At 54.5% G+C, this 266-nt stretch carries 1 pseudogene; it reads left to right on the top strand.

The features are described from left to right. Positions 1 to 266 (top strand): annotated as a pseudogene (locus ACYP03_RS26460) (homoserine kinase); the annotation flags it as partial.

Here is a 266-nt window from a genome sequence, read left to right as displayed (position 1 = left end):
CTCAGCTGGCCGCTAAAATGATTAAAGACGTGGTGGCAGAACCCTACCGAGAAGGATTGCTGCCGGGCTTTAAGGAAGCGCGCCAGTACGCCTTGGAAGCCGGCGCGTTAGCCAGTGGTATTTCAGGTTCAGGCCCGACCATGTTCAGTATCTGTGATGATCTGGAGGTCGCAGAGCGCATTGCCCGCTGGCTGCAGCAGCATTATGTCCAAAATGATGAAGGATTCGTCCATGTCTGTCGTCTCGACAGCCAGGGTTCAACAGAA

The organism is Photobacterium sp. R1, assembly GCF_054600795.1.
Note: the sequence above shows the minus strand (reverse complement) of the source record. Positions and strands in the feature narration are given on the sequence as shown.